Here is a 23,542-nt window from a genome sequence, read left to right as displayed (position 1 = left end):
CCGGACGTCCCCCCTTCCTCCCCAGGTGGACTAAGGGGTGATGGTGAAGTCGGCGGTGAGGCTGCCGGAGGTGGGTACGGAGATGGTGCGGCCGCTGGGGAAGTCGGTGGCGGTGGGATACCAGCGCTGCACCCACGACCCCGCGACGCTGCCGTCGAACAGCAGCTTGATCCGTTGTGGACCGGCCGCCCGCAGGCGGTACCGGCCGTCGGTGCCGACCTGCACGTAGGCCATCACGTCGTAGGTCTCGGCGTTGACCGCCTTGATGAAGCCCCAGTCCAGCGCCCTGCCGCCCGGCCCGGTGGCCGTGCCGGCGATGAGCGTGCCGGTACGCAGCCTCACGTCGTACGAGGAGATGGTGTTGACTTTGACCCTGATCCCGGTCGCGGTCAGGCGGTTGGTGCCGCCGCCCGACCACTGGCCCGCGTAGTCGGCGTGGGTGAACAGCAGGGGCCAGGAGTACGGGCCGAGGCCGTCGATCGTGTACCGCCCGTCGGCGTCGGTGCCGGTGCCCTTGCCGCCCGCCTCCACCGTGACGTCGGCCACCGGCCGGCCGGTCGCCCGGTCGGTGACCACGCCGGAGATGGTGCCGGCGCCGTCGAGCCGCACGGTCACCCGGCTGGTGATCCCGCCGCGCACGGTGAGTACGCGGGCGGCCGCCTGGCTGCCCACGCCGCCGGCGGCGCCGACCCACTGCGAGCCGTGCTCCCCGTCGTACGCCCCGGCAAAGAGGTTGTACCGGTCCGGTAGCACCCGGGGCAGCGTGAGCCGGCCGTCGGACCCGGTGCAGGCGCTGTTGCCCTCGGCGAAGTACGGCGGCCGCCCCACCGGCACGGTGTTGAGGCAGACGCCGCTGACCGCCGCGCCCGTGCGGGCGTCGACGACCGTGACGTCGATCGTCCCCGCGCGCCGCAGCGGCACGTTGACGGTCCGGCTCTCCCCACCCGCGACGCGCACGTCGGCGACAGAGTTGATCAGGTGGACCTGGTCGTCCACGGTGACCGTGTAGGTGCCCTCGCCGGTGCGGAAGGCGACCGCGCCGTCGGTCGTGCAGGTGTTCTCGTACCGGCCGCTGCCCTGCAGCGTGGCGCAGAACGTGGTCACCCGCGCGCCGCTGGTGGCGTCCGTCGCGGTCACGGTGACGGTGCTCAAGGGCAGCAGGGTCTCCGTGAGCGTGGTGTCGGTGTCGGCGGTCACGACGACCACCTCGGCCCCCTCGGCTGAGGTCTTACCGTTCGCCCACTGGATCTGGTCGGTCGTCTCGTACCTGACGAGGTACCTGCCGGGGTGCAGGCGCAGCGACCACTCGCCGCCGCTGGGCGTGCTCGTCCGGTACGTCCGGCCGGTCGTCACGTCGGTCATCTCGACGGTGAGGAACCCGGGGTCCCCGCCGTCGGCGGCGACGACGCGGCCGACCGCGCGGCCCTCCGGCAGCGCCGTCTCGTCGGCCACGACCGTGGCGTCCTCGGCGACCGTGATGACGTCGGCGTCGGACTGGACGTCCCGGCCGCGCCACCACTGGTCCACCTCGCCGTCGGCGGGGTCGAAGTGCAGCTGGTACGTGCCGGGGCGCAGCCACAGCCGGAAGGAGCCGTCCGCTTCGGTTCGGTTGATCATGCTCACGCCGCCGGCGGTGGGGAACGCCTCGACGCGGACGTTGGCCAGCTTCCGGCCGCCCATGGTGTAGCTGCCGGTCACCTGCCCGAGCGGCAGCAGGCTCTCGTCGAGCGTCGTGCGCGCGCCGGTCGTGACGGCGTACGTCGGGGCGGCGCCGCTGGTGGCCTTGTCGGGGGCGTACTGGACGGGCGCGCCGTACCGGGCGGCGGCCGCCGCGAGCTTGTAGTCGCCCGCCTTCACGTAGGGGAACAGGTAGGTGCCGGCCGCGTCGGTGTACACGGTGCCGACCGGGGTCCCGGTCGCGCTCAACAACTGGACGTACGCGTTCGCGACCGGGGCGCCGGCCGCCGTGGTGATCCGGCCGCCCAGCGAGCCGTGCGGGCGGGCGTACTCGGTGATGGTCTGTTCCTCGGAGCCCGTGACCGTGATGACCGTGGCGGTGGCGGCGGTCTCCTGGCCGGGATGGAACTGCAGGAACCCGTAGGGCAGGTCGAAGCGGAGCTTGTAGGAGCCGGGCAGGATGCCGGCCAGCCGGAACCGGCCGTCGGCGTCGGTGGGCGCGGTCTTCAGGGCGACGCCCGAGGAGTGCAGCAGCGCGACGGTGGCGCCCGCGACCGGGGCGGTGCCGTCGAGCAGCTGCCCGGAGATCGCGCCGCCATCAGCGGCCGCCGCCGGGGCGGTGCCGAGTGCCGCGGTGAGGAGAAGGGTCAGGATGACGGCGCACAGCGCGCGTCCGGGACGGATGGACATGGTGACCTCACGGGTGGAGACGGGACGAAACCGCGAGCACCCGAGACGATAGAACAGGCTCTATGTCCAGCGACCCAAGGTTGGACAGTGGATTTGAGAACTCAGACGGTCGGCGTGTTCCCGTCGTCGGCGGACACCCCGAGCACGCCGTCGACCTCGACGAGCGCGGCGCTCAGGTCGCCGACGTCGCCGGTGCCCTGCACCGTGAACCAGACCGCGACCGTGCTCGCCTCGCGCTCGTGGTCGTGGTGGTCGACCGTGAGCTCGCTGACCACGAAGTCCCGGCGGGTGCATTCGGCGAGCGCCCGACGGAGCACACCGTGGCCGTCGAGGTAGGTCAGCCGGATCCGCGACGGCACGAACCGCGACCGGGGCAGCCGGTTGGCCACCCCGGTGAGGCCGTAGATGACGAGGAAGTGCGCGGCCGTGCCGGCGATCGCGAGCAGCCAGAGCCCGGCCCCGGCGGCCAGCCCCACGGCGGCGGTGACCCAGATGACCGCTGCGGTGGTGAGCCCGTGCACGGCGTCGCGACGCACGAAGATGAGGCCACCGCCGATGAACCCGATGCCCGACACCACGAGCGACGCCATCCGGGACGGGTCGAGCTCGACGTTCTCGCCGACGACGTCGGCGAAGCCGTACTTCGAGATCAGCATGATCAACGCGGCGCCGAGCCCGACGAGGGTCGTGGTGCGCAGGCCGGCGCTCTTCTGGCGCATCTCGCGCTCCAGACCGATCGCGGCGGACAGCAGCAGGGCCAGGCCCAGCTCCCCGAGCTGGGTCCACCCCTGCCCCGCCAGCGTGGCCGCGACGGTCACGACCTCAAGCCTAGGCGGTCACTGGCCGGTGCGGCCGTCGATGCGCTCGCGCAGCAGGTCGGCGTGGCCGGCGTGGCGCGCGTACTCCGCGAGGGTGTGGACCAGGATGCGGCGCAGCGACACCGGCTCGCCGGTGCGCTTGCTGATGCCGGTGTCGTCCAGCGACGCCGCCGCGGTGATCCGCCGCGACGTCTCGACCTGGGCGCGCCAGAGCTTCAACGCGTCCTCGAAGCTGCCGCTCAGGTCCTCGAAGTCCTGCTCGGGCCACTCGTCCGAATAATTGATCATAGGCACGTCGCGACCAGCGAACTGGATCTCGAACCACCACTGCTCGACGCCGGTCAGGTGGCGGATGAGCCCGTGCAACGACAACGTCGACGGCGACACCGACCGCTCGTTGAGCGCGTCGGCCGGCAGACCCGCGCACTTGAGCGCCACGGTCTCCCGGTGCCAGTCGAGGTAGGCCGTGAGGATCTCGCGCTCGTCGCCGACCAGCGGGAGCGGGCCGCGCTCGCCGCCGTCGGACCACAGCGGGGAGTAGTTCTCCTCGGGGATCTCGTTCATACTTCGTACCCTGCCAGGACCCCCCGACAAAAAGGGACCCGATCGTGCGCTCGGGCAGCTTCAGCTACGGCATCGACGTGCGGTGCACCCCCGCCGAGGCGATGGCCCTCATGTCCGACTTCCACCGCCACCGCGGCCTGAACCCCTACCTGGTGGCCGTCCGCGAGCTGCCGCCGGGCCCCGGCGCCGTGCGCAGCCTCGCCATCAGCGACCGCCTGCGTTGGGGCCCGTTCGCCTTCCGCACCACGTACCGCGCGGACATCCTCTCCCTCACCGACCGCGAGGTGATCACCCTGGCCACCCAGTGGCCCCGCACGACCCTGCGCAACCACACCACCGTCACGGACGCCGGCGACGGCACCGTCCACATTGGCGCCGACATCACCTTCACGGCCCCGAAACCCTTGTTCGGGTACGGGTTCCGCACGGCGAAGGCGGTTCACCAGGGCCTCGCGCGGCGTGTCCGCGAGACCCTGGACCGGCCCGCCATCGACGATGATCGTGACCGCTAGGGTGTCGCGCATGACCGAGCGAAGCGAGGGCATCATCCGGCTCAGTGGTGGTCATGGCGACGCCTCGCGGAGCGGGGCGGCGTCATGACCTTGCCCCAGGGCCTTGATCAGCTCCTTCGGGACGGCATCGTGCTGCCGCCCGGCCGCCTCGTGACGCCTTCGGGCGGTCCCGGTGACCCGGCCTACTGGTTGAGCGACGGCCCCGCGCCCGAGGGTCTGTGGGAGCGGCTGCACGAGGCGCACGAGCGGTCGGGCCTGTGGCCGCTGCTCCTGTCGGGCCTCGACGGCGACGCGGAGCGCCCGTGGGGCGTCGGCGAGGTCCACATCGTGCCGCTGACCTCGCCCGACGACCACGACGCCGACGCCGTCCTGTCGGCCTGGTGGACCGACATGAACACCCCCGACGACGATGATTCCGACGACGCGTACCCGGCCGAGCTGGCCGGCGGGCCGGACGGCGCCGACCCGTTCGGCCTGCCCTGGCCGGGCCTCGCCCCCGCCGGCATCCTGGAGACGCCCCCCGACGGCCGCGCTGCCGAGATCGCCGCCGCGCTTACCGGCCCCGCCCACCGGCTCGGCCTCGTCGCCGCCGGACGGGGCGCCGACGCGCTCACCGTCGCCGGCTGGTCCGGCCCGATCAACCACGCGCAGGACACCGCCGAGATCTCGGCCGTGATCCGCGACTGGGAGGACCGCTTCGGCGCCCGGGTCATCGCGGTCGGGTTCGCCACCCTGACGCTGAGCATCGCGGCACCGCCGATCGACATGTCCCACGCCCGCGAGGTCACCAACGAGCACCTGGCGTTCTGCCCGGACAACATCTGGCAGCAGGGCCCGGGCTCGCTCCCCGACTACGCCGAGGCCCTCCTGGGCGCCCCCATCTGGACCTTCTGGTGGGACTGAGGGGTCACAGCAGCTTGAATGCCCACTTGACGGTGCAATAGCTGGCACCGGGCCGGGCGACGGTGCCGTCCAGGCGCTCGACGACCGGCTGGAGCCCGTCCAGCCGCAGCGTCTCGCCCTTGCGCACGAACAACGCCTGATCGAGGGTGATGAAGTGGCAACTGTTGTTGACCATGATCTCCCGGATCATGAGCATCTTCGGCGCCACGATGCGATCCCCAAGCAGCTGCATACGCGGATGATCGCACGCCTCGGGGTCGCGTGGCTTGCAGGTTTTGCGCTTCGCGGGCGACGGGTAGCCGCAGAACCTGCAAGCCACGCTACGCGGCATCCGCCGGCGCCTCGTAGCATCTGTGCACGTGGAGAGGCTGCCCGTACAGGAGGTGCTCGGCGAGGTCGTCGAGGCCGTGCGGGGCGGGAGCGCGGTTCTCGTGGCGCCGCCGGGGACGGGGAAGACGACGCTCGTACCCCTCGCGCTGGCGGATGGTCTACCCGGCACGGTTCTCGTCGCCGAGCCGAGGCGGATCGCGGCGCGGGCGGCGGCCCGGCGGATGGCGGAGCTGCGCGGCGAACGGGTCGGCGGCGCCGTCGGGTACAGCGTCCGCGGCGACCGGCGGGTGGGACCCGGCACGCGGGTCGAGGTCGTCACCACGGGACTGCTCGTGCAGCGGCTCCTCGCCGACCCCGAGCTGGCCGGCGTCGGCACCGTCATGATCGATGAGTGCCACGAACGGCATCTCGACACGGACCTCGCGCTCGCGTTCCTGGTGGAATGCCGGCAGACGCTGCGGCCTGACCTGCGCCTCCTGGCGACCTCGGCAACCGCCGACGCTGGCCGGGTCGCGGAACTGCTCGACGCGCGGATCGTCACCGCGCCGGGGGCGTCGCACGACGTACGCGTGCTCTGGTGCCCGCCGGAGCGACCGGTCCGGCCGCCGCACGGGCTGAAGGTCGACCCCGCGTTCCTCGACCACGTCGCGGCGGTGGTGCGCCGGGCGTGGCGGGAGACCGAGGGGGACGTGCTGGTGTTCCTGCCCGGCGCGGGTGAGATCGCGTCCGTCCAGCGGCGCCTGGCCGACCAACCGATCGACGTCCTGCACGGCCGGCTGCCGGCGGCGGAGCAGGACGCGGCACTGCGCCCGCGACCCGGGCGTCGGGTCGTGCTCGCCTCCGCCGTCGCCGAGAGCAGCCTCACCGTGCCGGGGGTGCGGGTCGTGGTGGACTCGGGGCTGGCCCGGGTGCCGCGCGTCGACCACGCCCGCGGCCTGGGCTCGCTGGCCACCGTACGGGCTGCCAGGGCCAGCACCGTCCAGCGGGCCGGCCGGGCCGGGCGGGAGGCACCCGGGGTGGTGTACCGGTGCTGGTCGGCGTACGACGACGAGCGACTGCCCGCACAGCCCGAGCCGGCGGTCGCCGTCGCCGAACTGACCGGCTTCGCCCTGGCCCTGGCCTGCTGGGGGCATCCGGACGGGGCCGGGCTGGCCCTGCCCGACCAGCCGCCGGACGCGGCGATGCGGGTGGCGCGCACGACGCTGCACGCGCTCGGTGCCGTCGACGGCGAGGGCCGGGCGACACCCCACGGGCACCGCATGTCGCGGGTGGGCGCGCACCCCAGGCTCGCCCGGGCGCTGCTCGACGGCGCGCCGTCGGTCGGCGGACGGCCGGCCGCCGAGGTAGTGGCGATCCTCGCCGACGACTCGCTCGCCGCAGGCGACGACCTGGCCGCGGCGTGGCGGCGCCTGCGCGACACCCGCGACGCCCGCTGGCGCGCGGAGGCCGAGCGGCTCCAGCAGGGTTCGGCGACCGCGCCGACGAACCTGCCCGACGACCTGGCGGCCGGGCTCCTCGTCGGCCTGGCGTACCCGGAGCGGCTGGCCAGGCTCCGCGGCGACCGTTACCTCATGGCCGGCGGCACGGAAGCGGCCCTCGCGCAGGGTTCGCCGCTGACCGGGCATCCGTGGCTCGCGATCGCGGTCGCCGACCGGCAGCCCGGCGAGGTCTCGGCCCGGATCCGGCTCGCCGCCGCGATCGACGAGGACACGGCGCGTGAGGCCGGCACCGCGTTGCTGGCCACCGTCGACGAGGTGACGGCGGAGGGCGCGGAGCGGCGGGACCAGCTCGGCGCGATCATCCTGAAGCGGCGGGAGCTCAAGGACCCGCCCCGTGAGCTCGTCGAGCAGGCGCTGCGGTCGGCGCTGGAGAAGCAGGGGCTGCGCTGGACGGCAGAGGCCACGCGGCTGCGGCAACGGATGGACTTCTGCCACCGGACGCTCGGCCCGCCCTGGCCGGACGTGAGCGACGCGAACGTCATCGCCCACGTCGACCTGGCCGCCACCTCCCGTCTGTCCAACGTGGACCCGGAGCGGACGCTGCGGAGCATGCTGCCGTGGCCGGCGGCCGAACGGCTGGAGCACCTGGCGCCCGAGCGCCTGCCGGTGCCGACCGGCTCGCTGGCCCGGTTGGACTACAGCGACCCGCAGGCGCCCGTCCTGGCGGTAAAGGTCCAGGAGGCGTTCGGCTGGCTCGAGACGCCCCGCATCGGTGACGGCCGGGTGGCGGTCCTGCTGCACCTGCTGTCCCCCGCCGGCCGACCCGTCGCGATCACCCGCGACCTGGCGTCCTTCTGGCGCACCGGATACCCGCGGGTGCGCGCGGAGCTGCGCGGCCGCTACCCACGCCACCCCTGGCCGGAGGACCCGACAACGGCGACCCCGACCCGCCGGACAAACCCCCGCCGTTGACGGCGCGTAGCCCGCAGGTCCTGCGGCTTCCGGCACGGACCGTGGCCGCAGAACCCGCGAACCAAGCGACGATCAGGACGAAGCCCGCATGCCGAGCCACTGTTCGGCGCCCCAGGCCTCGAACCGCTCCACCTCCGTGAACCCCAGCTTCGCGGCCAGGCGCATCGAGGCGACGTTGGCGCTCTGGGTGGTGAGCACCACCGGCTCGCCGGGAAGCGCGCCGGCGAGCCAGTCGAGTGCCGCCGCGCACGCCTCAGCGGCGTACCCGGATCCCCACGCCCGCGGCAGGAACAGGTAACCGAGATCGGCCTTGCCCGTGGCAGCCGGGCGACGGTGCCCCGTCGCTCTCCGGAGCAGGACCTGGCCGATCATCGACCCGTCGAGTTCGACGACGAAGCTGCCGGGCCACCGCTCCGGTGCCTCGGGCAACTCGCGCTCAAGCTCGTCACGCGGCCGGGGGCCGCCGAGGTACGTGTGCACCTGCGGCGAGGCGAGCAGTTCGATGAACGCCGCACGGTCCCGGGTCTCGGACGCACGCAGTACGAGCCTTTCGGTCCTGATCGGCTCGGGCGGCCACGCCACGGATCCCAGTTCCTCCATCCGCGCACGCTAACAGGCGGCCACCCGGGAAACCGGATGCGGCGGCCGGGCGGGCTGGCTACCGTCCGGGCGTGGCCCACACCTATCCCCCGCTGAACGTCGAGGTCCGCACGCCGCGCCTGACCCTGGCCGGTGCGTCCGACGAACTGCTGGAACGCCTTGTGCCGCTCGTGCGGGCCGGGGTCGCCGACGCCGAGCCGTGGCCGTTCGACGACCCGATCTCGTTCTACGCCGACAGCCCTGACCGCGAATGGCAGTGGCTGCGCGGAATCTGGGCCGGCCGGGGCCGGATGAGCCCGGACGCGTGGCGGCTGTACTTCGCCGTGCTCGTCGACGCCGAACCGGTCGGCATGCAGGACCTCATCGGCCGGAACTTCACCCGGTTCGGCACCGTGTCCAGCTTCTCGTGGCTGGCTCCCGGCAGCCGCGGACAAGGGCTCGGCAAGGAGATGCGGGCGGCGATCCTGCACCTGGCCTTCGCCGGGCTGGGCGCGCGCGAGGCCGGCAGCGACGCCTTCGCCGACAACGCGGCGTCCAACGGCATCTCCCGTGGCCTGGGCTACGAGCCGAACGGCACGGACTGGGACACCCGCCGCGGCGAGCCGGCGCGGATCCAGCAGTGGCGGCTCACCCGCGACGCGTGGGAACGGATCCGCCGCGACGACATCGAGCTGACCGGCGTCGAGGAGTGCCTGCCCGTACTGGGCATGAGCTAGCGGCACCGGTCCACTGTGTCATGTTCGCCGGCGGCCAGCCACCACTGTCGATGCGCGGCGTGCCCGCCGGCGTTTGGACCGTTACGCCTGGAACCCAGCGCGGAATTAGTGCCTTACGGTCCAGACGTCGGCCTGCTCCGGTGACGCGGAGGGGTCCGCACTCGCACGGGAGCGAAGATCGCGCGCGTGGGGCCGGTCAGTCGGCGAGGCGGAACAGAAGGGTCGTCTCCCACTTGTTCATGTCGGGTTCGACGGTCGGGTCGGTGTGATAGACCTCGAGCCGGCAGGCCCACACCTCGCCCTCCTCCGCGAGTCGGTAGTCGAACTGCAGGCCCTGACCCTCCGCCCAGCTGAGCAGCTCGCCGGTCACGCCCGCCAGTTCGTCGGGGTGGCCCACGTGCGTGACGGTGGCGTAGCGGCCCGCCGGCAGGATCCCCGCGACGATGTCGCCCTCCCCCTCGACCGGCTCGGCGACGGGCACGCCGACCTCGATGACCAGCGTGGCGGCCATGTCGATGACGTCGTACTTGAAGAAGGGCGCGTCGGCCGGCGCGATGCCGCGCTCCCCCAGCCACCCGAAGACCTCAGGCAGGCGGTCGCCGGCCGCGGCGATGGTGTCCATCGTGACCTCGCACCGGATCCCCACATAGGGCTGGGCGGCACGCGTGACAACCGACGGAGCAGCAGAGTTACTGACCATCATCAGACCCTACCCGTACTCCCCCGATGAGCTAGCGTCGCAACGGTGAGGGAGCTGCTGCCGGCGCTGCCGGAGAACTGGGAGCGGTGCCTGGTGGTCGCCGCCCACCCCGACGACATCGAGTATGGCGCGGCCTCGGCCGTCGCGCGCTGGACGGCGCAGGGCAGGACCGTCACGTACCTGCTGGCCACGCGCGGCGAGGCGGGCATCGACGGGATGCACCCCGAGCAGGCCGCCGTCGTGCGCGAGGCGGAGGAGCGCGCGGGCGCCGCCGAGGTCGGCGTCGACGTGGTCGAGTTCCTCGACCACCGGGACGGGATGGTCGAGGGCGGGCTGGCGTTGCGCCGCGACATCGCCCGCGTGATCCGTCGGCACCGGCCGGAGATCATGGTGACGGGCGCGTTCTCGGTCCGGATGGTCGGCGGCCTGACCAACCAGGCCGACCACCGGGTGGTCGGGCTCGCCGCCCTGGACGCGGCCCGCGACGCCGGCAACCGCTGGATCTTCCCGGAGCTGCTGGAGGAGGAAGGGCTCGAGCCGTGGGGCGGCGTGCGGCTGGTCGCCGTCGCCGGGGCGGAGACGCCCACGCACGGCGTCGACGTGACCGGCGAGCCGCTGCAGCGGGGCATCGCGTCGCTGGCGGCCCACGCCGAGTACACGGCCGGCCTGGGCGGCGGCGGGTTCGACCCGGCGCCGTTCCTGACCTGGATCGCCGAGGGCAGCGGCTACGCCCTGGGCGTCGAGCAGGCGGTGCTCTTCGACGTGCACGAGCTGATCCCGTCCGGGCCGCCGCCGTGGGTCAGCACGGCTGACTGAGCCCGTACCGCACGGTCGCCTCCGTGCTCGCGGTCGTGACAACCACGGGCACGCAGGCGGGCCGGCCGCTCCACACGCCGCCCGCGTACACCAGCCACGGCCGGCCCGGGTCGCGCGCCGGGCAGGCCGGCACCCGGATCCGCGCGACCGGCCCGTCGGCCGGTCCCCAGTCGACCGCCGCGCGTCCCGCCCACTGGGGCGCGACGGCGACCTCGACGGCCGCGCCGGCCCGCACCAACAGCCCGAACTTGGTGAACCACCGCGCCGACGGGTCGTCTCCGCCCTGGTCGGACGCCTCCCGCAGCTGCTCCTCCGGCAGGGCGACGTCCCCACCGATAACCAGATAATCGTCCGGCGGCGCGGCCACCGCGTCGATCACCCGCGCACAATCCTCGGGTACGGGCGACGCGCCGACGCTCGGGGCCGGGGCAGCCGATCGCGACCCGGGCGTGCACGCGGCGACGCCCACCACCACAACGCCCGCCACCAGGCAGCGGATCAGCGGGCCGGCGACGCCGTCAGCCATTGCGGCCGGCCGCGGCGCGGGCCAGGTCGGGCACGAGGTGCTCGATCGCGTACCCGATGCTCAGCGGGGTGACGCTGCGCAGCGTCAGGAACTGGTCGCGGCTCAGCGCCAGGTAGCCGCCCCGCTGTACGACAGCCAGGCTGGTGAACGTCCGCCGGCCCTGCAGGACGGCGCGCAGCGTCTCGTCCGGGAAGTACACGGCCAGTACGTCGATCTCGGTCAGCGGGCTCAGGTTCGACAGCGGGACGATCCTCGGGGTCTTGGCGCCGCTCGGGCTCACGACGGCCGGCGCCAGGGTCATACCCAGCTCGGTGAGCAGTCGTACGCCCTGGTCGGCGGGCGTGCGGAGCACGCCGAGGGAGCCGGCGTCCCACATCTGGCCGAGGACGAACCGCTTGCGCGCCAACGCGGGGTGCGCGGCCTTCGCGGCGTCGATCTTGGCCTGCGTGTCGCGGATGACGGCCTCGCCCTTGTCGACGAGGTTCACCGCCTTGGCGACCTGGCGTACGGTCGCCTGCCACGGGTCCTCGGCCTCGTCCGTCTCGTACGCGGTGGTGGGCACGACGCCGGCGAGTCGCGGGTACAGGTTGCGGATCGTGCCGTCCGCGCCGGCCAGGATGAGGTCCGGCCGCAGTTCCAGGACGTCCTCGGCGCTGACGCCGTTGTCGCCGGCGCGCAGCACCACGGGGTTGCTCGTCAGCAGCGGCGTCGCCCAGGCGCTGATGCCGGTCAGGCCGGAGGACTCGGCCACCGCGATGGGTTGCAGGCCCAGCAGGAGCAGCGCGTCCAGGTCGCCGTCGGAGAGGGCGACGATCCGCTGCGGCGGCGCGGGGATGACGGTTGTGCCGAGCGCGTGCGTGATGTGGACGGGGTACCCGGGGCCGCCCGGCTGCCGGGCCGTCGACGACGGCGGGTTATCCCCGTCACACCCGACCGCGAGCAGAGTCAGCATCACCGTTGCGACCAGCGTCCCCACCCGGGCCGGCCCATAGCGCGTCCACACAGCGCCGAGTATGTCAGCCGGCCGTCACGCCGCCTCGCCGCCCGGGGCGGGCATCGACGACAGTGCGGCCGCCTTGACCGCGAGATAGCGGCTCTCCTGCAGGTTCTGAGTCATCGCCGCCGCCTGTCGGTAGCACTGCCGCGCAGCCGCCGGATCCCCAGCCATCTCCAACAGGTGCCCGCGTACCGCCGACAGCCGGTGGGTGTGCGCCATCCGCTCGTCATCGTCCAATGTGCCGAGTAGGGCCAGGCCGACGCGCGGCCCGCGCACCATCGCCAGCGCCACGGCCCGGTTCAACGTCACGACCGGGCCGGGCGCCAGGCGCTCCAGCACCTCATACAGGGCGAGGATCTGCGGCCAGTCGGTCGCCCCGGCCGTGGGCGCCTCGTCGTGCACGGCCGCGATGGCCGCCTGGATCTGATAGGGACCTCCGGAAACCCTTCCGAGTACGCCGGTGAGCAGGCGCACCCCCTCGGCTATCTGGTCGGTGTCCCATCGCGAGCGGTCCTGCTCGGCGAGCGGCACCAGCCAGCCGTCGGCGTCGACGCGGGCGGCCCGGCGCGCGTCGGTGAGCAGCATGAGTGCCAGCAGGCCGGTCACCTCGCCGTCGTCGGGCAGGATCCGGTGCAGGCGCCGGGCGAGCCGGATCGCCTCCGCCGTCAGGTCGGCGCGGCTGATCTCAGGGCCGGACGTCGTGGCGTACCCCTCATTGAAGATGAGGTAGAGCACCTGCCGCACCACCGCGAGCCGGTCCGCCCGCTCCGCGGGCGGCGGCGTCTCGAAGCGCGCGCCCGCCTCCCGGATGCGCTGCTTGGCGCGGCTGATGCGCTGCGCCATCGTCGCCTCGGGCACGAGGAACGCGCTGGCGATCTCGCCGGTGCGCAGGCCGCCGACGGCACGCAGGGTCAGGGCCAGTTGGGCGGGCCGGTTGAGCGCCGGGTGGCAGCACAGGAACAGCAGCGTGAGCGTGTCGTCGTGGTCGGCGACCGGGTCGGGTGGGCGCACGTCGAGCGCGGCCGCGGTCTCCTCGCGACGCGCCCGCGCGGTCTCCGCGCGCACCGTGTCGACGAGCCGCCGGCCCGCCACCGTCACCAGCCAGCCGCGCGGGTTGTCCGGCACGCCCTCGGTGGGCCACTGCGTCGCGGCCGCCAGCAGGGCCTCCTGCACGGCGTCCTCGCACGCGTCGAAGACGCCGTACCGGCGCACCAGCGCGCCGAGCACCTGCGGTGCGAGGTCGCGCAGGAGGGTCTCCACGTCTCACAGCTCCGGCGGTCCGCCGGGGATCGGCCGTATCTCAAGCTTTCCGGAGTACGCCACGATGCGTCCCGCGATCTCCAGAACGCGCTGCTCGTCGGCGACGTCGACAACCCAGAAGCCGATCAGTGACTCCTTCGACTCGGCGAACGGGCCGTCCGTCACGACCGGCGTCCCGTCGACCATCGTCATGGTCTTCGCCTGGACGGAGTCGGCGAGACCTTCGCCGAAGACGAACTCGCCGTTGGCGGCGAGTTCCTTGTCGAGGTCGGTCATGAACTGGATCATCTCGGTGATCCACTCCTTCGACTTCTCCTCCATCATGGTCCCGGCATCGCCGAACATCATGATCATGTACTTCATCGGGCCCTCCTCGCTCCGCAGCGATTACACACCTTGGTCGGAGCCGGCGCGCGGTTCTCGACACTGTTATCGGAGTCCGATATCGGCGTCATGGCCGCTCGCGGCGCCGCACACTGAAATCGGGCGGTCCCGCCCGCGCACCGCAGCACGCCCGAGGAGGCACCGATGACCACCGTGACCTCAAACGACGTCCGCGCCCTCGCCGTGTCCGGCCTCGACCACCCGGTGCTGGCCCTGATCGACGACGCGGTCGAGATCCTCCCGGCCGCCGACGTCCCCGAAGGTGCGCGAGTGATCTACACGCGCGAGGCGCTCAACCGCGACCTCGGCGACGAGGTCACCGACATCGAGGTCGACCTGACGGCCGGCCGCCTGACCGCCCTGGTCACGGTCACCCCCGCCCCCTGACGCATTCACCCCACCGGCCGCCGCTCGCCCGCGAAGGCGCGAATCCGCCGACCTCCCGCGCCAACTGCCGCAACCCCGCCGGCACGCCCTCACCAACCGTCCACCTGTGGCGAGGCCGGAGCGCCCGCCGCCCGCCAGATGTGCACAACCCGAGAGGTCCCGTCGTTCCGCCCCGCCACATGGGCGCATCTGGCGGGCGCTGGCGGCCACGGGCCGGGGCCGCCGGCCCACCGATGGTGATCTTGGCAGGCCGTTCCGGATGAGGCACGGAGTAGCGCATAGAGCAAGGCGAGTACGTCGCCTTATACCACCTTTTGCGCCACAAAAAGGATGGTATTCCAAAATAGTAGGGCGACCCTCCAACCCAACCCCGAAGGTCACGACCAAGGCTTGACGACGCCGTTTGCGCAGCTCACGACCAACTGGGCAATAAACACGGATTCCTCCCGAGCAGCCTCGTCGCGAGGTCACAAGGGGCTCGGGGAAAACTGAGGAAAACTTGAGGGCAGAGGCCGTCACCCTCCGCGATCATCCGGAAGCACTTAGTCGATCAAACACCGTGACCAGGCGTTATCTTGATTCGGATGGATGTGTCATGTCCGTAACATCGGCCGAACGGCCCGTGGTGGTAAGCCGGATGGCTACCCCAAGATGTCTCCCGTGACAGCACGCCATCGCAGGCCCCATTCCACCGGCACCGCCAGCCGGGTAGTTCTCGGCATCGTGACCACCATCGCGGTCGTAGGAGGCTTCCTCACGCTCGTGGTCCTTCAGCGCCGAGGCTCCTCCTGCGAGGGCGAGCTGCGACTGAACGTGGCCGCCGCCCCCGAGATCGCCGCCGCGGTCGAGCCGGCCGCGCAGGCCTGGGCGAAGACCGCCACCGGCCCGAACAACCAGTGCGTCTCCGTCGACGTCGTCTCGGCGGAACCCGTGGACGTCGCCGCCGCCATCGCCACCGCACACGGTGTGCCGATGCGCGAGATCGGCCAGGCCGACGGCAAGACGAAGCTTCCCGACGTGTGGATCCCCGACTCCTCGACCTGGATCCAGCGCCTGCAGGCGGCCGCCGCCAAGGCCAAGGCCGGCAAGGGCGAGACGGTCACGCCGGCCCCGGGCCAGGCCACGGCGTCGGCCAACCCCCAGGCCGCCGCGCTGGCCAACAAGCCGCTCGTGCCCGAGAAGGGCACCTCGGTCGGGCGCAGCCCGGTCGTGCTCGCCGTCCCGGAGCCGCTCGCGGCGACGCTCGGCTGGCCGAAGAAGCAGGTCACCTGGCCGAAGCTGCTCCAGACGATGAACCAGGGCACCCCGATGCGGGTGGGCATCGTGGAGCCGACGCGCAACGCCGCCGGCCTGTCCGGCCTGCTCGCCATGGCCGGCGCCGCCCAGGCGTCCGGCGCCAAGGCGCAGGAGAACACCGTGGCGGCGCTGCGGGCGCTGGTGAAGGGCAAGTCGGCGCTGACCGCCGACCTCCTCGCCGAGTACCCGAAGGACACCGACCCGGCCACGCTGGCCACCAAGCTCGGCGCCGCCCCGCTGCCCGAGTTCGCCGTGGTGTCCTACAACGCCAACGAGCCGCCCGTGCGACTGGCCGCGATCTACATGGAGCCGTCGCCGCTGGGCCTGGACTACCCGTACACGATCCTGCCGACCATGGCGCCGGAGAAGTCGAGCACCGCGAACGGCCTGCTCGCCGCCCTGCACGGCGACGAGTACGCCAACGCGCTCGCCAAGGCCGGCCTCCGGGCCTCCGACGGCAAGACCGGCGCCGGCTTCTCGGCCCCCACGGGCGCGCCGGCCTCCATCGCCGCCGACAAGCCCGCCGACGTGGTCTCGATCATCAAGTCGCTGACCACCTGGTCGGCCGTGACCGCACCGTCGCGGATGCTGGCCATCATCGACGTCTCCGGCTCGATGGGCCAGCTGGTCCCCACGGCGGGCGGCGCGACCCGCGAGCAGGTCACCGTCGAGGCGGCCAAGGGCGGCCTGGCGCTGTTCGACGACGACTGGTCCGTGGGCCTGTGGACGTTCTCCACGTTCCTCGACGGCAACAAGGACTACAAGCAGCTCGCGCCCATCGCGCCGATCGCCTCGCAGCGCAACAAGCTGCTGGCCGCGCTCAGCGGCATCCGGCCGAAGGAGGGCGGCGCCACCGGCCTCTACGACACGGTGCTGGCGGGCTACCGCGAGGTGAAGAAGGGCTGGGCGCCCGGCCGGATCAACTCCATGGTGATCCTGACCGACGGCGAGAACCAGGACTCGGACGGCATCTCCCTCGACACGCTGCTGACCACGCTGCGCAAGGAGGCCGACCCGAACAAGCCGATCCAGGTCATCGCGATCGGCATCAGCGAGGACGCGAGCAAGGCGGAACTGGAAAAGATCACGAAGGTTACGGGTGGCGGCGTCTTCATCGCCAAGGACCCGGCTCAGATCGGCGACATCTTCCTGCAGGCCATCGCCCTGCGGGCCCAGTAAGTGACGGGCGATCCGCACAACTGGCTGGAAGAGATCGACAGCGACCGCGCCCTGACGTGGGTGCGGGACCGCAACGCCGAGACGCTCACCTCGTTCGCCGCCGGGCAGGACTCTGCCCGGCGGCGGGCCGACCTGCTCGACGTGCTCGACGCCGACGACCGCATACCGTGGCCCAGGCTGTATGAGGGCCACCTCTACAACCTGTGGCGGGACGGGGCGCACCCGCGCGGGCTGTGGCGGCGCACGACGCTCGAGAGCTACCGCACCGCCGAGCCCGCCTGGGACGTCCTGCTCGACCTCGACCGGCTGGCGGCCGACGAGGACGAGAACTGGGTCTGGCAGAGCGCCCGGGTGCTGCGGCCGGGCTGCCGGCGGGCGCTGCTGTCGCTGTCCCGCGGCGGTGCCGACGCCGCGGTCGTCCGGGAGTACGACCTGGTCGAGCGCGCGTTCGTGACCGACGGCTTCGTCCTGCCCGAGGCGAAGAGCATCGTGTCGTGGCGCGACCCCGACACGGTGTACGTCGCGACGGACACCGGCCCCGGCTCGATGACCACGTCCGGCTACCCGCGCACGGTCCGGTTGTGGCGGCGGGGCACACCGCTGGCCGGGGCGCCGGAGGTCTTCGCGGGCGACCCCGGGGACGTCCTCGTCTGCGCGTGGCGCGACCACACGCCCGGCCACGAGCGGGACTTCGTGCTCCGCCGCACGGACATCCACAACGGCCGGTTGTACGTGCTCAGCGACGACGGGACGACGCGGCACGTCGACGTGCCCGACGACGCGTGGCTCGAGGTGCACGGCGCGTGGCTGCTGATCCGGCCGCGCACCCCGTGGACGGTCGGCGACGCGACCTGGCCGGCGGGCAGCCTGCTGGCCGCGCCGTTCGCCGGCGTGCTCGCCGGCCGGCCGGAGGTCACCGCGCTGGTCGTCCCGGACGGGCGCACGTTCCTGCACGGCATGGCGCGCACCCGCGACAACGTGCTGCTCACGCTGATGACGGACGTGCGCACGCGCCTCGAGGCGCACACCGCAACCGAGGCCGGCTGGCGCGCCGAGCCGGTCGCGACCGAGGGGGTCAACCACGTCGAGGTGTTCGCCACCGACCCCGACGTCGACAACGGGTACCTGCTGGTCACCACCGGCTTCACGCAACCCACGACGCTGTGGCACGGCGTCGTCGGTGCCGGACCGGCCGAGCGGCTCAAGCAGGAGCCGGCGTTCTTCGACGCGTCCGGGATGACCGTCGCGCAGCACTTCGCGACCTCCGCCGACGGCACCCGTGTGCCGTACTTCGTGGTGGACTCCGGTCCCGGGCCGGCGCCGACGCTGCTCACCGCGTACGGCGGCTTCGAGATCTCACTGACGCCCCACTACAGCGGTGTGACGGGCCGTGGCTGGCTGGCCGACGGCGGCCGCTACGTGGTCGCCAACATCAGGGGCGGCGGCGAGTACGGCCCGGCGTGGCACCAGGCCGCGCTGAAGGCCAACCGCCCGCGCGCGTTCGAGGACTTCGCGGCCGTCGCGCGCGACCTGGTCGCGCGCGACCTGGCGACGCCGGCCACGCTCGGCATCGAGGGCGGCAGCAACGGCGGCCTGCTCACGTCGGTGATGCTGACCCGCCACCCGGACCTGTTCGGCGCGGTCGTCATCCAGGTGCCGCTCACCGACATGCGCCGCTACCACCTCCTGCTCGCCGGGGCGTCCTGGATGGCCGAGTACGGCGACCCTGACGACCCCGCCGACTGGGCCTACCTGCGCGAGTACTCGCCGTACCACCAGGTACGGTCCGGGGTGGACTATCCGCCCGTGCTCGTCACGACCTCGACGCGCGACGACCGGGTGCACCCCGCGCACGCCCGCAAGCTGGTCGCCCGGCTGCGCGAGGTCGGCGCGGACGTCACGTACTACGAGAACATCGAGGGCGGGCACGGCGGCGCGGCCGACAACAGCCAGCACGCCTTCCTGAACGCCCTGGTCTTCGCCTTCCTCTGGCGGCGACTGACCGCCTGATGGCGGGTCCGCCGGAGCTTTCCACCGGTGGGCAGGCAGGATGAGGGGTGTGACCGACACGCATCCGGCGCCGCTGCTCGCGCCCGACGACCTGGCGCGACTGCGCGAGGCGCTCGTCCGGGCCCGCTACACCAGCACCGGCATCGCCGAGCGGATCGGCGCGCCGGCCGTGGAGGCGGTGCGGCGCAACGACTTCCGGGCGCTGCTGCGCGCCACCACCGACGGCGACCCCCTGGCCACGCTCGTGCGCGTGTTCATCGCCGGACAGACCGAGCCGGAGGCGGCCGTGGCCGCCGCGCTGGGCCCGCTGCCGCTGGACGCCGCCCTGGAGGCCGGTCTCGTCGAGCGCTACGGCGACGGCATCCACGCGGGCGTCGATCTCGACATCTACGGCGAGGCCGCGACGGGCAGCGGCGACGCCGAGTGGTGGGTGCTGTCCGACCTCGACGCGGACGCGCGACCCGGCCCGCTGCGCACCGACCACGTGCTCGGCATCGGCAACGCCGCCACCACCCTCGCGGGCGCCACGGTCCGCCGGCCCGTGGGCACCGCGCTCGACCTCGGCACCGGCTGCGGCGTACAGGCGCTGCACCTGTCCCGGCACGCGGCCCGCGTCACCGCGACCGACCTGTCCGACCGGGCGCTGCGCTTCGCCGCCACGACGGCCGCGCTCAACGGCGTCGAGTGGGAGCTGCTCGCCGGGGACATGCTGGCGCCGGTCGCGGGGCGCCGGTTCGACCTGGTGGTGAGCAACCCGCCGTTCGTGGTCGGCCCGGGCTCCACCCGGTACACGTACCGGGACTCGGGACGCGCCGGCGACCGTGTCTGCGCCGAGCTGGCCGGCGCCGCCGGCGACCTGCTCACCGAGGGCGGCACGCTGCAGTTCCTGGCGAACTGGCTGCACGTCACCGGCGAGGACTGGCACGACCGGGTCGCGGGCTGGTTCGCGGGCACCGGCTGCGACGCGTGGGTGATCCAGCGCGAGGTCTCCGACCCCGTGGAGTACGTGAACCTGTGGCTGCGCGACGCGGCCGAGGCATTCGACCCGCGCCGGGCCGAGGCGTGGCTGGACTGGTTCGCGGCCGAGAAGGTGGAGGCGGTCGGCTTCGGCCTGGTCACCCTCCGCCGCTCGCCTCATCCCACCCCGGTGGTACGCCTGGAGGACCTGCGGCATAGCGTCCCGCCGCCGTTCGGCCCGCACGTCGCGGAATGGTTCGACCGGCAGGACTGGCTCGCCGCGCACCCCGGCCCGGCGCTCCTGGACGCCCCCCTGCGCCGGGCCGACGGCCTGCGGCTGACCCAGGAGGCCGGGTTCGACGGCGCCGACTGGGACGTCGAACGGCAGGTGCTGACGATGTCGACCGGCCTGCGCTGGGCGGAGGAGGTGGACCCGCTGGTGCTCGCGCTGGTCTCCGGCGCCGACGGGCGGGTGCCGCTGCGCGACCAGCTCGCCGTCCTCGCAGCCGCGTACGAGACGCCGGAGCCGGTGCTCGCGGCGATGGCCGTGCCCATCGTCGCCCACCTCGTCGAGCGCGGCCTGTTGGTCCCCGCGGGGCGTTAGTCGCCCGCGGATGGCGACATCCCGTCCCTTCCCGGTCCGGTGGGGGCGAGAGAAGGGTTGCCTTCTCTCGCCCCCACGCCGGTTATTCGCTGTCTTCGTTGTCAGCTGCCGGATAGGACGTGGCTCCTGCCGGTTTGGGCACGGAGCGGCCGAGCTGCCTCGCGAGTCGGCTCTTCGCTGCGCGGTCCGGAAGACTGTCTCTGCCAGCCGCATGGATCTCGTTGCAGGTCGGGCACATCGCTCCGGGAGTGATCTCGTGATAGACCGCCTGGATGCCGAGCCAGCCCTTACGCTCGAAGGTCGCCCGCACCACCTGCATCGGGGACTCACCCCTGGGCTCGAAGTGACCCGACTGGTTGTCTATCCAGACGATGTCGCCCTGGTCATTGAGAAGGATTTCACCGGCCGCCAGCACCTTCCCGTTCCCCGCGAGGTCCTTGTGACCGGCGCCAGCCGGGCGGTTCTGCGGGTGGTAGTCGAGCGCGAGCCTGAGCTTGCCGGTGAGGCTGATGACATAGATCCAGCCATACCGGCTGGTTTCTACGTTCAGGAACCGCCAGGTGAACGGGCCGTACCCCTCGTTGATGTCTTCCGCCTCCTGTCCATAGAGTTCTTCGAACTCCTCGATGACCACACCGCTGTCTCCGCCTAGCCGGGCCAACATCTGTGGCGCGGTGAGAGCCGGCTTGCTCTGGCTTTCCCGGAGGAGGTTGAAGGCCGTGAGGGCCCTCTCCACGACCGGGTTGTTGGGTTCAGTCATGATTCCTCTCGTTTCCTTGTCCATGAACGGGACCGGACAGGGAACAGAGAACGGAACCGGCTAGGAGATACCGCCGGTCGGCAACCAGACCAGTACGTCCTGGACCGGCCAGCCGTAGAAGGTGTTCTCCTCGGCGGCGTTGTGGGCGAGCGCGGCGGCGTCCACCGGGTTGCCGAACCACGACTCCCGTGCGTACGCCGCAACGGCGGCGAGGTCCGTGTAGTACGGATCGGGACTGAAGGGCAGTCCCCGGTAGTGCTGCGGGCCGAGGAAATGGAACCACAGGGGATAGGCGAGCAAAGCCACCGAAACGCCCACGGCGATGGCGGATCCCGCCAGGAAGGTGCGGGCCAACAACCCGAAGTACCACGCCCAGGCGGTGCCGGCCAGCGCGAGCACGGCCAGCACCCGGTACGTGACGAGCGGCCCGAGAAGGAGGGTGACCGGCGTGAGCGGAATGCCCAGTCCGAGCACCGTCGTGTTGGCCATCATGTTGACGCCGTCGGGCGCGTTGACGGCATGGCTGAACAACGGGTTCTCCAGGGCGACCACAGAGCGGGCCGCACATCCCACCAGCGCCGCGAGGTACGACGCGGCGCGGCCGGGGACCGCGCCGTGTCGTCAACGGCTGTCGGTTCGGGCCGTCCGTCCCTCTCGTCGGCGGGAACCTCGACCGTCGCAAGTGGACCACGAGTCACGCACCGATGGTGACTGAGGCCCGGCCATCCCCGCATGCCCGGATGGACCTACGACCGACGTTTACACCGTATGTTCAGCGTGAGTTCTTCTCACGGCTAATCCTTCGCCAGCGCGCGCAGGCCCGAGGCACTCACGCCATACCTGGCGCGGAATGCCGCTTACCTGGCACGCATCATCAACAACGCCGCCCTCATTCCGCTATAGCGTGTTGCCGGCCCTCGACATCGAGGGAGTCCGCCGGATTTACATAGACGTCAGTCGATGGCATATCTCACGGGAGGGAACACGCATGCGGAGCAGGCTCGGGCGCGTAACCATGCGCATCGTCACACCTGTTGTTCTCGCGGTCGCCGCCATCGGAGTCGCGGCCTCGCCCGCCTCGGCGACCCCCACAGGCTGCAACTGGAACACCGACGCCTGGGGCGGCTGGGCGCACTGCACGGGTGGCACGGGACAGTTCCGCGCAGTGACCTACTGCCAGCGGGTATTCCCGATCGCCTCGTACTTCGCCTACGGCACGTGGGAGTACCCGAACCACTACAGCTGGAGTGACTGCCCCTTGGGCACCGTCTCCATCAGCACGTGGATCCAGTACCGGTAACCCGGTAGTGGGTGGTTCCGCGTCCGGTCCGGACGCGGAACCACCCACACGCCGACAGAACTATGACCAGGCGGCCAGGGCCACGTACCGCAGGGCGAGGTGGGCCCAGGCCCGCCACGCCGAAGATCGCGACGCGCTCCGCCGGGCGGACGCCGGCCACCTTGATGGCGGGGCTCGTGGTCATGTGAGGGGACGACTGGCGGGGCGGTCGTAGGCTGGCACACGTGCGCGCGCTGGTGCAGACGGTGAGCCGGGCTTCGGTGACAGTCGACGACGAGGTCGTCGGGAAGATCGGCGAGGGCCTGCTGGTCCTCGTCGGGGTGACGCACACCGACACCGCGTCGACGGCCGCGACGCTCGCGCGCAAGGTCCACGAACTGCGCATTCTGGACGACGAGCAGTCGGTGGCCACGACGGGCGCCGAGGTGCTGGTCGTAAGCCAGTTCACGCTGTACGCGGACACGCGCAAGGGCCGGCGGCCGTCGTGGAGCGCGGCCGCGCCACCCGAGATCGCCGAGCCGCTGGTCTCGGCGCTGGTCGACGAGCTGCGCGCGCGTGGTGCGCAGGTCGCAACAGGGCGCTTCCGGGCCCACATGCTCGTCGAGAGTGTGAATGTCGGGCCGCGGACAGTTCTGCTGGAGTGCTGAGGAAGGGCCGCCACAAGCCCGTACAAATGCGGTCTTTTCTTCTCGGGGTTGTCCCCCATTGGTCCCTGGAGGTGTCGCTACCTCACCGCGACTTCACGCCCGATCGTGCAGAGTCTCATCCGTGACCATCACCGCGCGCATCGATTCGGGGAGGCGACCCGCCGTGAACACCACGCTCACCGAGCCTGCCGAGCAGGCGACCCTGCCGCAGGACGCCGACTTCACGGATGGCGGTGAGGCGGTGCTCGACCTCGACGACGACCGTGGCGTTTCGGCGGACCTCGTGCGGGCCTACCTCAACGGCATCGGTCGCACCAAGCTGCTCACCGCCGAGCAGGAGGTGGACCTCGCCAAGCGCATCGAGGCCGGGCTGTTCGCCGAGGAGCGCCTGAACGACGGCACCGAGCTCGACCCGCGCCTCGCGGCCGACCTGCGCACCATCGTGCGCGAGGGCCGGGCCGCCAAGAACCACCTGCTGGAGGCCAACCTGCGCCTCGT

At 72.3% G+C, this 23,542-nt stretch carries 24 protein-coding genes; 12 read left to right on the top strand and 12 right to left on the bottom strand.

Annotation, left to right across the window (positions count from 1 at the left end):
* Positions 1 to 30: 30 nt before the first annotated feature.
* The 3 genes from ABD211_RS16075 to ABD211_RS16065 all read right to left on the bottom strand — a co-directional run bounded on the left by ABD211_RS16075 (position 31) and on the right by ABD211_RS16065 (position 3,749).
* Positions 31 to 2,367 (bottom strand): carboxypeptidase regulatory-like domain-containing protein, encoded by a 2,337-nt coding sequence (locus ABD211_RS16075; protein WP_344131766.1) that lies wholly within the window; start codon positions 2,365 to 2,367, stop codon positions 31 to 33.
* 101 nt (positions 2,368 to 2,468) lie between these two features.
* Positions 2,469 to 3,185 (bottom strand): MgtC/SapB family protein, encoded by a 717-nt coding sequence (locus ABD211_RS16070; RefSeq protein ID WP_344131763.1) that lies wholly within the window; start codon positions 3,183 to 3,185, stop codon positions 2,469 to 2,471.
* Positions 3,186 to 3,203: 18 nt separating this feature from the next.
* Positions 3,204 to 3,749, bottom strand: coding sequence for a DinB family protein (locus ABD211_RS16065; RefSeq protein ID WP_344131760.1), 546 nt, complete (start codon positions 3,747 to 3,749; stop codon positions 3,204 to 3,206).
* 44 nt (positions 3,750 to 3,793) lie between these two features.
* Here ABD211_RS16065 and ABD211_RS16060 point away from each other — a divergent pair, with 44 nt between their 5' ends.
* Together ABD211_RS16060 and ABD211_RS16055 are read left to right on the top strand one after the other, a co-directional pair.
* Positions 3,794 to 4,261 carry an SRPBCC family protein gene (locus ABD211_RS16060; protein ID WP_344131757.1) on the top strand — a complete coding sequence of 156 codons (468 nt, stop codon included), beginning with the start codon at positions 3,794 to 3,796 and terminating at the stop codon, positions 4,259 to 4,261.
* An 84-nt stretch (positions 4,262 to 4,345) separates the two neighbouring features.
* A complete protein-coding gene (locus ABD211_RS16055; RefSeq protein ID WP_344131754.1) occupies positions 4,346 to 5,164 on the top strand; it encodes a DUF4253 domain-containing protein in 819 nt (272 codons plus the stop codon).
* 4 nt (positions 5,165 to 5,168) lie between these two features.
* Here the strand turns inward: ABD211_RS16055 and ABD211_RS16050 are convergent, their stop codons facing one another.
* Positions 5,169 to 5,396 carry a hypothetical protein gene (locus tag ABD211_RS16050; protein ID WP_344131751.1) on the bottom strand — a complete coding sequence of 76 codons (228 nt, stop codon included), beginning with the start codon at positions 5,394 to 5,396 and terminating at the stop codon, positions 5,169 to 5,171.
* Between the two features lie 121 nt (positions 5,397 to 5,517).
* On the opposite strand from ABD211_RS16050, the gene hrpB reads away from it, so the two are divergent.
* On the top strand, positions 5,518 to 7,905 hold the full coding sequence (gene hrpB, locus ABD211_RS16045; protein ID WP_344131748.1) for an ATP-dependent helicase HrpB: 2,388 nt from the start codon (positions 5,518 to 5,520) through the stop codon (positions 7,903 to 7,905).
* 72 nt (positions 7,906 to 7,977) lie between these two features.
* Here hrpB and ABD211_RS16040 read toward each other — a convergent pair whose 3' ends face one another.
* Positions 7,978 to 8,505 carry a GNAT family N-acetyltransferase gene (locus tag ABD211_RS16040; RefSeq protein ID WP_344131745.1) on the bottom strand — a complete coding sequence of 176 codons (528 nt, stop codon included), beginning with the start codon at positions 8,503 to 8,505 and terminating at the stop codon, positions 7,978 to 7,980.
* 71 nt (positions 8,506 to 8,576) lie between these two features.
* Between ABD211_RS16040 and ABD211_RS16035 the strand changes: the two genes are divergently transcribed.
* A complete protein-coding gene (locus tag ABD211_RS16035; protein ID WP_344131742.1) occupies positions 8,577 to 9,221 on the top strand; it encodes a GNAT family N-acetyltransferase in 645 nt (214 codons plus the stop codon).
* Positions 9,222 to 9,417: 196 nt separating this feature from the next.
* Here ABD211_RS16035 and ABD211_RS16030 read toward each other — a convergent pair whose 3' ends face one another.
* Positions 9,418 to 9,921: a GyrI-like domain-containing protein gene (locus ABD211_RS16030; RefSeq protein ID WP_344131739.1), complete on the bottom strand. Its 504-nt coding sequence runs from the start codon at positions 9,919 to 9,921 to the stop codon at positions 9,418 to 9,420.
* A gap of 45 nt (positions 9,922 to 9,966) precedes the next feature.
* Between ABD211_RS16030 and ABD211_RS16025 the strand changes: the two genes are divergently transcribed.
* Positions 9,967 to 10,737 (top strand): PIG-L deacetylase family protein, encoded by a 771-nt coding sequence (locus ABD211_RS16025; protein WP_344131736.1) that lies wholly within the window; start codon positions 9,967 to 9,969, stop codon positions 10,735 to 10,737.
* Here ABD211_RS16025 and ABD211_RS16020 read toward each other — a convergent pair.
* From ABD211_RS16020 to ABD211_RS16005, 4 genes are read right to left on the bottom strand one after another with little or no spacing between them, the layout of a single operon-like run.
* Positions 10,721 to 11,263 (bottom strand): hypothetical protein, encoded by a 543-nt coding sequence (locus ABD211_RS16020; RefSeq protein ID WP_344131734.1) that lies wholly within the window; start codon positions 11,261 to 11,263, stop codon positions 10,721 to 10,723. The genes ABD211_RS16025 and ABD211_RS16020 overlap by 17 nt on opposite strands.
* A complete protein-coding gene (locus ABD211_RS16015; protein WP_344131731.1) occupies positions 11,256 to 12,266 on the bottom strand; it encodes an ABC transporter substrate-binding protein in 1,011 nt (336 codons plus the stop codon). Before ABD211_RS16015 ends, ABD211_RS16020 begins: the two co-directional genes overlap by 8 nt.
* A gap of 24 nt (positions 12,267 to 12,290) precedes the next feature.
* Positions 12,291 to 13,520 (bottom strand): RNA polymerase sigma factor, encoded by a 1,230-nt coding sequence (locus tag ABD211_RS16010; protein WP_344131728.1) that lies wholly within the window; start codon positions 13,518 to 13,520, stop codon positions 12,291 to 12,293.
* Between the two features lie 3 nt (positions 13,521 to 13,523).
* A complete protein-coding gene (locus ABD211_RS16005) occupies positions 13,524 to 13,883 on the bottom strand; it encodes a YciI family protein (RefSeq protein ID WP_344131725.1) in 360 nt (119 codons plus the stop codon).
* A gap of 165 nt (positions 13,884 to 14,048) precedes the next feature.
* Here ABD211_RS16005 and ABD211_RS16000 point away from each other — a divergent pair, with 165 nt between their 5' ends.
* The 4 genes from ABD211_RS16000 (at position 14,049) to ABD211_RS15985 (ending at position 20,337) form a co-directional block, all read left to right on the top strand.
* A complete protein-coding gene (locus tag ABD211_RS16000) occupies positions 14,049 to 14,291 on the top strand; it encodes a hypothetical protein (protein ID WP_344131722.1) in 243 nt (80 codons plus the stop codon).
* Positions 14,292 to 14,951: 660 nt separating this feature from the next.
* Positions 14,952 to 16,766, top strand: a complete 1,815-nt coding sequence (locus tag ABD211_RS15995) for a substrate-binding domain-containing protein (RefSeq protein WP_344131719.1) — start codon at positions 14,952 to 14,954, stop codon at positions 16,764 to 16,766.
* Entirely contained in the window at positions 16,767 to 18,776 is a 2,010-nt protein-coding gene (locus ABD211_RS15990; RefSeq protein WP_344131717.1) for a prolyl oligopeptidase family serine peptidase, read from the top strand.
* Between the two features lie 49 nt (positions 18,777 to 18,825).
* Positions 18,826 to 20,337 carry a DUF7782 domain-containing protein gene (locus ABD211_RS15985; protein ID WP_344131714.1) on the top strand — a complete coding sequence of 504 codons (1,512 nt, stop codon included), beginning with the start codon at positions 18,826 to 18,828 and terminating at the stop codon, positions 20,335 to 20,337.
* Positions 20,338 to 20,419: 82 nt separating this feature from the next.
* On the opposite strand, the gene ABD211_RS15980 is transcribed toward ABD211_RS15985, so the two are convergent.
* The gene (locus tag ABD211_RS15980) at positions 20,420 to 21,097 is read right to left on the bottom strand and encodes a hypothetical protein (protein WP_344131711.1); all 678 of its coding nucleotides are present in this window, start codon (positions 21,095 to 21,097) and stop codon (positions 20,420 to 20,422) included.
* A gap of 60 nt (positions 21,098 to 21,157) precedes the next feature.
* A complete protein-coding gene (locus tag ABD211_RS15975; RefSeq protein ID WP_344131708.1) occupies positions 21,158 to 21,649 on the bottom strand; it encodes a hypothetical protein in 492 nt (163 codons plus the stop codon).
* A 436-nt stretch (positions 21,650 to 22,085) separates the two neighbouring features.
* On the opposite strand from ABD211_RS15975, the gene ABD211_RS15970 reads away from it, so the two are divergent.
* The 3 genes from ABD211_RS15970 to ABD211_RS15960 form a co-directional block, all read left to right on the top strand.
* Entirely contained in the window at positions 22,086 to 22,397 is a 312-nt protein-coding gene (locus ABD211_RS15970; RefSeq protein WP_344131705.1) for a hypothetical protein, read from the top strand.
* Positions 22,398 to 22,621: 224 nt separating this feature from the next.
* Positions 22,622 to 23,044 (top strand): D-aminoacyl-tRNA deacylase, encoded by a 423-nt coding sequence (gene dtd / locus ABD211_RS15965; protein ID WP_344131702.1) that lies wholly within the window; start codon positions 22,622 to 22,624, stop codon positions 23,042 to 23,044.
* 202 nt (positions 23,045 to 23,246) lie between these two features.
* The coding region (locus ABD211_RS15960) for a sigma-70 factor domain-containing protein (protein WP_344131813.1) at positions 23,247 to 23,542 on the top strand (296 nt) is incomplete at its 3' end.

Source organism: Luedemannella flava (assembly GCF_039528515.1).
Classification (GTDB): domain Bacteria; phylum Actinomycetota; class Actinomycetes; order Mycobacteriales; family Micromonosporaceae; genus Luedemannella; species Luedemannella flava.
This window is presented reverse-complemented; position numbering and strand designations above follow the sequence as displayed.